This is a genomic window from Bradyrhizobium sp. 2TAF24 (assembly GCF_052115025.1).
Lineage (GTDB): Bacteria > Pseudomonadota > Alphaproteobacteria > Rhizobiales > Xanthobacteraceae > Bradyrhizobium_A.
Genome location: NZ_JBFRFW010000010.1, coordinates 248,070 through 255,071, shown reverse-complemented (window position 1 = coordinate 255,071; position 7,002 = coordinate 248,070). Strand labels below are relative to the sequence as shown.

The window sequence follows — 7,002 nt, the reverse complement described above, 5'->3', positions numbered from 1 at the left end:
GGCCATCAGGCCGATCGCGGCTGACGGGCAATACGGCGTGTTCTTCGCTGCCCATCAGGTCGCCACCATCGACTTGACGGGCTCAAAAAGTGTCGGTGATGTCTCCGAACGGGTGTCGGCCATGTCCCCGGACTGAACACTTGACCCGGCAATCCAGCTTCTCACGATGAAATAAAAGAAAGCTGGATCACCGGGGCACGACGCTTCGCGTCGGCCCGGTGATGACGCAGAATGTCAGGATGCGCATCACCTGCCTGGCGCAGGGCCCTCGTCAGATCCCCAAGAACTTGGCGCGAATGCTGTCGTCGGCGAGCAGCGCGGCGTTGTCGCCGCTCCAGATCACCTCGCCCTTCTCGATGGCGTAGTGACGATCGGCGAACTCGCCGAGGGCATCGACCTCCTTGTCGATGATCAGCATCGCGAGGCCCTGCCCCTTGAGCGCCTTGAGGCGCGCCCAGATCTCTTCACGGATCACGGGCGCGAGACCTTCGGTCGCTTCGTCGAGCACCAGAAGGCTCGGATTGGTCATCAGCGCCCGGCCGATCGCCAGCATCTGCTGTTCGCCGCCGGACAGCTGGTTGCCGCCATTGGCCAGCCGCGCCCCGAGCCGCGGGAAGAACTCGATCACCCGGTCCATGGTCCAGGGATCGGCGGCGCGCAGCGGATTGGCCGCAGCCATCAGCAAATTCTCCCGCACCGTGAGGTTCGGGAAGATGTGCCTGCCTTCCGGCACGAGGCCAAGACCGAGCCGCGCGATGCGGTGCGGCGGCAGACGGTCGATCGCCTCGCCCGCAAGACGGATACTGCCCGAGCGGATCGGCAGCAGGCCGGACAGCGTGCGCACGGTCGTGGTCTTGCCCATGCCGTTGCGGCCGAGCAGCGTCACCACCTCGCCCGGAGCGATGGCAAGCGACATGCCGAACAGCACCTGGCTCGGGCCGTAGGCGGCGGTGAGATTGGAGACCTCCAGCAGCATGGGCGCCTCATTTCTTTCCGAGATAGGCCGCCCGCACCTGCGGGTCCGCCCGCACGGCGTCGGCGCTGCCGGTGGCGATCACCTGGCCCGCGACCAGAACGGCGACGCGGTCGGCGAGCGCGAACACCGCGTTCATGTCGTGCTCGACCAGCAGGATGGCGTAGTGCCGCTTGAGGTCCGAGAGCAGCCGCGTCATGCGCGCGCTGTCCTCGCGGCCCATGCCGGCCATCGGCTCGTCGAGCAGCAGCAGGCGCGGCTGCATCGCCAGCGCCATGGCGAGCTCGAGCTGGCGGCGTTCGCCATGGGAGACATCGGCGGCACGGCGCTCGGGCTGCGACAGGCCGACGACGTCGAGTGCCTCGCGCGCCGGACTGGTCAAGGATGGATCGCGATGAACGTTGCGCCAGAAGCGGAAGCTGTGGCCTGCACGGGCCTGGATCGCAACCGCGACATTGCCGAGCAGCGAGAACTCCGGAAACACCGAGGTGATCTGGAACGAGCGCGCAAGTCCGATGCGGGCGCGGCGGTGCGCCGGCTCGGCGGTGATGTCGCGGCCGCCGAAACGGATCGTGCCTTCGTCCGGCGTCAGGTCGCCCTGGAGCTGGGAGATCAGCGAGGTCTTGCCGGCGCCGTTCGGCCCGATCAGCGCCAGGGTTTCGCCCGGCTGAACGTCGAGATCGAGGTTGTTGGTGGCAACGAGCCCGCCAAAGCGCTTGACGAGCTTCTTCACCTGCAGCAGCGGCTCGGTCATCGTGCGCTCCCCTGTCCGGTCACGAGCCGCAGCAGATCGACAAGACCGCCGCGCAGCGTCACCACCACCGCGATGATGAACAGGCCGAAGGCGAGCTGCCAGTGCACTGACCAGCCCGACAGCACGATCTCCAGCACCAGGAAGGCGGCGGCGCCGATCACCGGCCCCCACACCACCGCCATGCCGCCGAGCACGCACATCACGACGAGATCGCCGGAGCGCACCCATGACATATCGGCCGGGCTGATGAACTGCTGCCCTGCCGCGAGCAGCGCGCCGGCAAGACCGGCGATCGCGCCGGACAGCGCGAACGCCGCGAGCTTGTAACGCAGCGGCGGAATGCCGAGCGCGGTCAACCGCCGCTCGTTCTGGGCGGCTGCGCGCAACACGATGCCGAAACGGCTGTCGATCAGGCGCTGCAGCACGACCAGCACGATCGCAAGCACCACGAGGCAGCCGTAGAAGAACGGCACGCGGCCCGTCGCCGAGCGGCCGAACAGCGTCAGGTCCGTGGTGATCTGCAGGCCGTCCTCGCCGCCATACTGCTGCAGCGCGATGAAGAAGTAGAACAGCATCTGGTTGAAGGCGAGCGTGATCATGATGAAGTAGGAGCCGCTGGTGCGCAGCGAAATCACGCCCATCAGCGCGGCCGCGCCCGCCGACACCAGCATCGCCAGCGGCAGCACCAGCGCGAGTTCGCCGGAGCCCGGCAACACGCCGAGAAACAGATCGCCGGCATCGGCATGGAACGCCATGATGCCGACGACATAGCCGCCAATGCCGAACAGGCCGGCATGCAGCAGGCTGACCAGACCGCCGAAACCGAGCACCAGGTTGAGCGCGACGGCGGCGATCGAAAACACCACGATCCGGGTGCCGATCTTGATCAGGAACGGGTTGCCGAGCCAGGACGCGGCCAGCGGCACGAGGGCCAAGAGCACGATCAGCACCGCGATGGCGGCGAGATCGGCGAACGGCCGGCGGGGAGCGGCGGGAAGCGCCGCGACAAGGGTCTGTTCGGACATCGGCTCAACCATGTCTCATCAGCTATGGACCGGGAACAAGCCGCGCGGCCGCCATGCCAGGATCGCGGCCATCATCATGAAAATCAGCATGCTGCCGAGCGCCGGCGGCAGCAGCACACGGCCAAAGGTATCGACGACGCCAATGAGGATGGCCGCGATGAACGCACCCTTGATCGAGCCGATACCGCCGATCACGGTGACGACGAGGGCGAGGATCAGCACCGGCTCCCCCATGCCGACCTGCACCGCGCTGATCGGGCCGGCCATGATGCCGGCGAGCCCCGCAAGCGCAGCGCCGGCGGCGAACACCAGCAGGAAGATCAGCTCGACATTGACGCCCATGGCGGAGGCGATATCGCGGTTGCTGGCCCCTGCCCTCACCCACATGCCGATGCGGGTGTGGACGACAATGAAATAGAGCGCGATCGCGACGATGATGCCGACACCGAGGATGGCGAGACGGAAGCTCGGATAGACGACGCCGGGCGCCACCGTGACCGCGCCGGACAGCAGCGCCGGCAGCGCCATCGGCACCGGCACGGCGCCCCAGATCATGCGCACGACCTCGTTGAGCACCATGATCAGGCCGAAGGTCACCAGCACCTGGTCGAGATGGCCGCGGTGGTAGAACCGCCGGAGCACCGCGGCTTCGAGCAGCGCGCCGGCAAGCGCGGTGGCCGGCACGGCGACCACGAGCGCCACCACGAAACTCCCTGTGCGCGCCAGCACGGCGGCCGCGAGGAACGCGCCGACCATGAACAGCGAGCCGTGGGTCAGGTTGATCATGTTCATGATGCCGAACACCAGCGTCAGGCCGGCCGCCATCAGGAACAGCTGCACCCCGAGTTGCAGTCCATTGAGCGACTGTTCGATGAACAGCGCAGCACCCATCACAACCTCCAAAAGGCCATTCGCGGCCGCGCACTTATTTGGTGTTCGCTCGAACCCAGTTAACCGTTATCCTGAGGTGCGAGCTAACGGGTCCACGCGAGGCGCGGCCCGATGACAGTCTCCGCGAGCCTCGAAGGATGAACGGCCGCTAAGCGGCGGCCCGGGTCGTCGCCTTCGAGGGGCTCGCTGCGCAACGCAAGTTGGGTTTACCCGACTGGCGTCTTGACAAGGAACGCAACGCGGCAAGCCGAGTTGCTGTCCACCTCAGGGTGACGGATCAAGCCGACCGCCTCGCGGGACCTTACTTCATCGCGCATTCGCCGACATAGGAATCGGCCTGATCCGCCTTGATCAGCTCCAGCCGCTTCATGCCGGGGCGGCCCTTGGCGTCCTTGATGATCTCGGACAGGTAAGAGTCCTGGATCGGGTGATGGTTGGTGTTGAACTTGAAGTTGCCGCGCACGCTGTCGAACTTGACGGTCTCCAGCGCCTTCTGGAACGCGGCCTTGTCCTCGATCTTGCCGCCGATCGTCTTGAGGGCGGCGTCGAGCATGCGGGCGCCGTCATAGGCGTTGGCGGCGTTCGGCGACGGCACGCGGCCGTAGGCGGCCTCGAAGTCGGCGACGAACTTCTTGCTGGCGGCGTTGTCGAAGTCCTCGGTCCAAAACGCGGAGGCAAACGCGCCGACCGCGGCATCGCCCATGCCGGGCAGCACGGTCTGGTCGAGCGAGAACGACGGGCCATACAGCTTGATCTGGTCCTTGAGGCCGGCCTGGGCGTACTGCTTGACGAAGTTGATGCCCATGCCGCCGGGATAGAAGAAGAACACGGCGTCGGGCTTGGCCGCGCGCAGCTGCGCGATTTCGGCGGCGTAGTCGAGCTGGCCGAACGCGGTGTAGACCTCGCCGGCGATCTCGCCCTTGAAGGTGCGCTTGAAGCCGGCGAGGAAGTCCTTGCCCGCCGGATAGTTCGGCGCCATCAGGTAGACGCGCTTGACGTTGTTCTCACGGAGATAGATGCCCATCGCCTCGGGCAGCGTGTCGTTCTGGAACGAGGCGTTGAAATAGTGCGGGTTGCACAGCTTGCCGGCGTACTGCGACGGCCCGGCGTTGACGCTGAACACGAACGCACCGGAATCCAGCACGGGCTTGGCCACAGCCAGCATCACGTTGGAAAAATTGATGCCGGTGATGATCTCGACGCGGTCGCTCTCGATCATCTTGTCGGAAAGCTGGCGGCCGACGTCCGGCTTGGCCTGATCGTCGCCCTGCACGACCTCGACCGGACGGCCGCCGAGCGTGCCACCGGTGCTCTTGATGCCGAGCTTGAAGCCGTCGAGCAGTTCCTGGCCGAGCTGGCCGGACGGCCCCGAGAACGTCGAGATGAACCCGATCTTGATCGGGTCCGCCGCCATGGCGCCCGCGGTGCCCAGCAGCAGGGCGGCGGCAGCCGCGGCGAATACGGTCGTCTTCATCACTATACCCTCCTCCGTGAGTGAGGGGCCCCTTGGCGCGGAGCCCTCGTTGCTTGGTGTGTCGTGGTCGGAACGAACGGGCGACGCCATGCGCCGCCCGCCGCATCAGCCGATGGTGATGGCGATCTCGCCGAGGCCGTCGATACCGCCGGTGACCTTGTCACCCCTCACGATGGCGCCGACGCCCGCGGGCGTGCCGGTCATGATCAGGTCGCCGGGCTTGAGCACCATGGAGCGCGACAGGATCGAGATGATGTCCGGCACCGGCCAGATCAGCTCGGTGAGGTCCGCATCCTGCTTCACGGCGCCGTTGACGGCGAGCCAGATGCGGCCCTTGGCCGGATGCTGGCCATCCCGAACGCGATGCAGCGGCGCGATCGGCGCCGACTGGTCGAACGCCTTGCCCCAGTCCCACGGGCGGCCCTTGTCGCGCGCCTCGAACTGCAGGTCACGCCGCGTCAGGTCGATGCCGACGCCATAGCCGTACACGAGGTCGAGCGCCGCCTCGCGGCTGACGTCGAACGCCTCGCGGCCGATCGCGACGATCAGCTCGATCTCGTAGTGGAAGTTGCTGGTTTCCGGCGGGTACGGCACGGTGACGCCGCTGTCCACCACCGCGTCCGCCGGCTTGGTGAAGAAGAACGGCGGCTCGCGATCCGGATCCTTGCCCATCTCGCGGGCGTGCGCGGCGTAGTTGCGGCCGACGCAGAACACGCGGCGCACCGGAAACCGCGCCGTCTCGCCGGCGACGGCAACCGTCGGCGGCACGGGCGGATTGAAAACGTAGTCAGTCATTCGTGGTCCTCAGGCGTTGCCGCGGTCTTCGCGGAACAAGTCGAGCTTCTGCTGCACGGGCCGGTCGGAGAAGCTGAACAGCACGGCGTCCTCGTCGGCCTCGTGGGTCACCCAGTGCCAGCTCGGCACCACGAAGACGTCGCGGGGGCCCCATTCGAACACCTGGTCGCCGATGCGCGAGCGTCCCCGCCCCTCGATCGGCGCGAACACGGTGGCGTCGGTGGAGCGATAGCGCGCCGTGGAGAAGCCCTTCGGCAGCAGCTGGATGAAGGTGCCGATGGTCGGCATCGCGAACTCGCCGGTCGCCGGATTGGTGTAGCGCAGCTTGAGGCCGTGGCAGGGATCCCACTCGCTGTTGTTCCTGGCCGTCTCCAGCGCCTCGCGGGTGTGGGCATAGGGATAGTTGAACACCGGCGACGTCTTCGACGTCCGCTTGAGATCGACCGGCAGCAGGTTGTGGCCATAGCGCGCGAAGCTGTCACCGGCGGGACGGGTGATCGGCTGCTGGTCCTCGGCCAAGCCTTCGGCGAACGAGGCATCGAAGAACTGCACCACCGGGATGTCGAGACCGTCGAGCCAGAACATCGGCTCGCTGGTCTGGTTGCCGTGATCATGCCAGGTCATCGACGGGGTGATGACGAAATCGCCGGGCTCCATCGTGGTGCGCTCGCCATCCACCGCGGTGTAGGCCCCCTTGCCTTCGAGGATGAACCGCAGCGCCGACTGGGTGTGACGATGCGCCGGCGCGACTTCGCCCGGCATCACCATCTGCACGCCGGCATAAAGCGAGGTCGTGATCTTGGACTGGCCGCGCAGGCCGGGGTTCTCGAGAATCAACACCCGCCGTTCGGCTTCCTTCGCGGTGATGAGACCGCCGGCCTCGACCATGTAGGCGCGGATTGCATCGAAGCTCCAGAGGTGCGGACGGCACGGGCTCTTGGGTTGCGGCGTGATGAGATCGCCCATCACATTCCACAGCGCCGACAGGTTCTCGCCATCGATCCTGCGGTAAAAAGCTTCGCGCTCAGGTGTCTTCTGAATGGCGTGATCCATGATCAGCCTCCCGGGTTTCTTGTCGTGATTTATTGAC

Annotated in this window: 7 protein-coding genes and 1 pseudogene; 1 reads left to right on the top strand and 7 read right to left on the bottom strand. The window is 66.6% G+C overall.

Features of this window, described 5'->3' with window-relative positions; all coding sequences use genetic code 11:
- Positions 1–136 (top strand): annotated as a pseudogene (locus tag AB4Z37_RS17575) (IS481 family transposase); the annotation flags it as partial.
- A 135-nt stretch (positions 137–271) separates the two neighbouring features.
- On the opposite strand, the gene AB4Z37_RS17570 reads toward AB4Z37_RS17575, so the two are convergent.
- From AB4Z37_RS17570 to gtdA, 7 genes are all read right to left on the bottom strand, one after another.
- Entirely contained in the window at positions 272–976 is a 705-nt protein-coding gene (locus AB4Z37_RS17570; protein WP_441518024.1) for an ABC transporter ATP-binding protein, read from the bottom strand.
- Between the two features lie 7 nt (positions 977–983).
- Positions 984–1,727, bottom strand: a complete 744-nt coding sequence (locus AB4Z37_RS17565; RefSeq protein WP_441518023.1) for an ABC transporter ATP-binding protein — start codon at positions 1,725–1,727, stop codon at positions 984–986.
- Positions 1,724–2,752, bottom strand: a complete 1,029-nt coding sequence (locus AB4Z37_RS17560; RefSeq protein WP_441518022.1) for a branched-chain amino acid ABC transporter permease — start codon at positions 2,750–2,752, stop codon at positions 1,724–1,726. Before AB4Z37_RS17560 ends, AB4Z37_RS17565 begins: the two co-directional genes overlap by 4 nt.
- Before the next feature lie 18 nt (positions 2,753–2,770).
- Positions 2,771–3,643 (bottom strand): branched-chain amino acid ABC transporter permease, encoded by an 873-nt coding sequence (locus AB4Z37_RS17555; protein ID WP_441518021.1) that lies wholly within the window; start codon positions 3,641–3,643, stop codon positions 2,771–2,773.
- Between the two features lie 301 nt (positions 3,644–3,944).
- Positions 3,945–5,117, bottom strand: a complete 1,173-nt coding sequence (locus tag AB4Z37_RS17550; RefSeq protein ID WP_441518020.1) for an ABC transporter substrate-binding protein — start codon at positions 5,115–5,117, stop codon at positions 3,945–3,947.
- 105 nt (positions 5,118–5,222) lie between these two features.
- A complete protein-coding gene (locus AB4Z37_RS17545) occupies positions 5,223–5,912 on the bottom strand; it encodes a fumarylacetoacetate hydrolase family protein (protein ID WP_441518019.1) in 690 nt (229 codons plus the stop codon).
- A 9-nt stretch (positions 5,913–5,921) separates the two neighbouring features.
- The gene (gene gtdA, locus AB4Z37_RS17540) at positions 5,922–6,965 is read right to left on the bottom strand and encodes a gentisate 1,2-dioxygenase (protein ID WP_441518018.1); all 1,044 of its coding nucleotides are present in this window, start codon (positions 6,963–6,965) and stop codon (positions 5,922–5,924) included.
- Positions 6,966–7,002: the final 37 nt, after the last annotated feature.

Bases quoted from the DNA above. Each gene is read 5' to 3' on its own strand.
- AB4Z37_RS17570 (WP_441518024.1), bottom strand. From the start codon at position 976: ATGCTGCTGGAGGTCTCCAATCTCACCGCCGCCTACGGCCCGAGCCAG.
- AB4Z37_RS17565 (WP_441518023.1), bottom strand. From the start codon at position 1,727: ATGACCGAGCCGCTGCTGCAGGTGAAGAAGCTCGTCAAGCGCTTTGGC.
- AB4Z37_RS17560 (WP_441518022.1), bottom strand. From the start codon at position 2,752: ATGTCCGAACAGACCCTTGTCGCGGCGCTTCCCGCCGCTCCCCGCCGG.
- AB4Z37_RS17555 (WP_441518021.1), bottom strand. From the start codon at position 3,643: ATGGGTGCTGCGCTGTTCATCGAACAGTCGCTCAATGGACTGCAACTC.
- AB4Z37_RS17550 (WP_441518020.1), bottom strand. From the start codon at position 5,117: ATGAAGACGACCGTATTCGCCGCGGCTGCCGCCGCCCTGCTGCTGGGC.
- AB4Z37_RS17545 (WP_441518019.1), bottom strand. From the start codon at position 5,912: ATGACTGACTACGTTTTCAATCCGCCCGTGCCGCCGACGGTTGCCGTC.
- gtdA (WP_441518018.1), bottom strand. From the start codon at position 6,965: ATGGATCACGCCATTCAGAAGACACCTGAGCGCGAAGCTTTTTACCGC.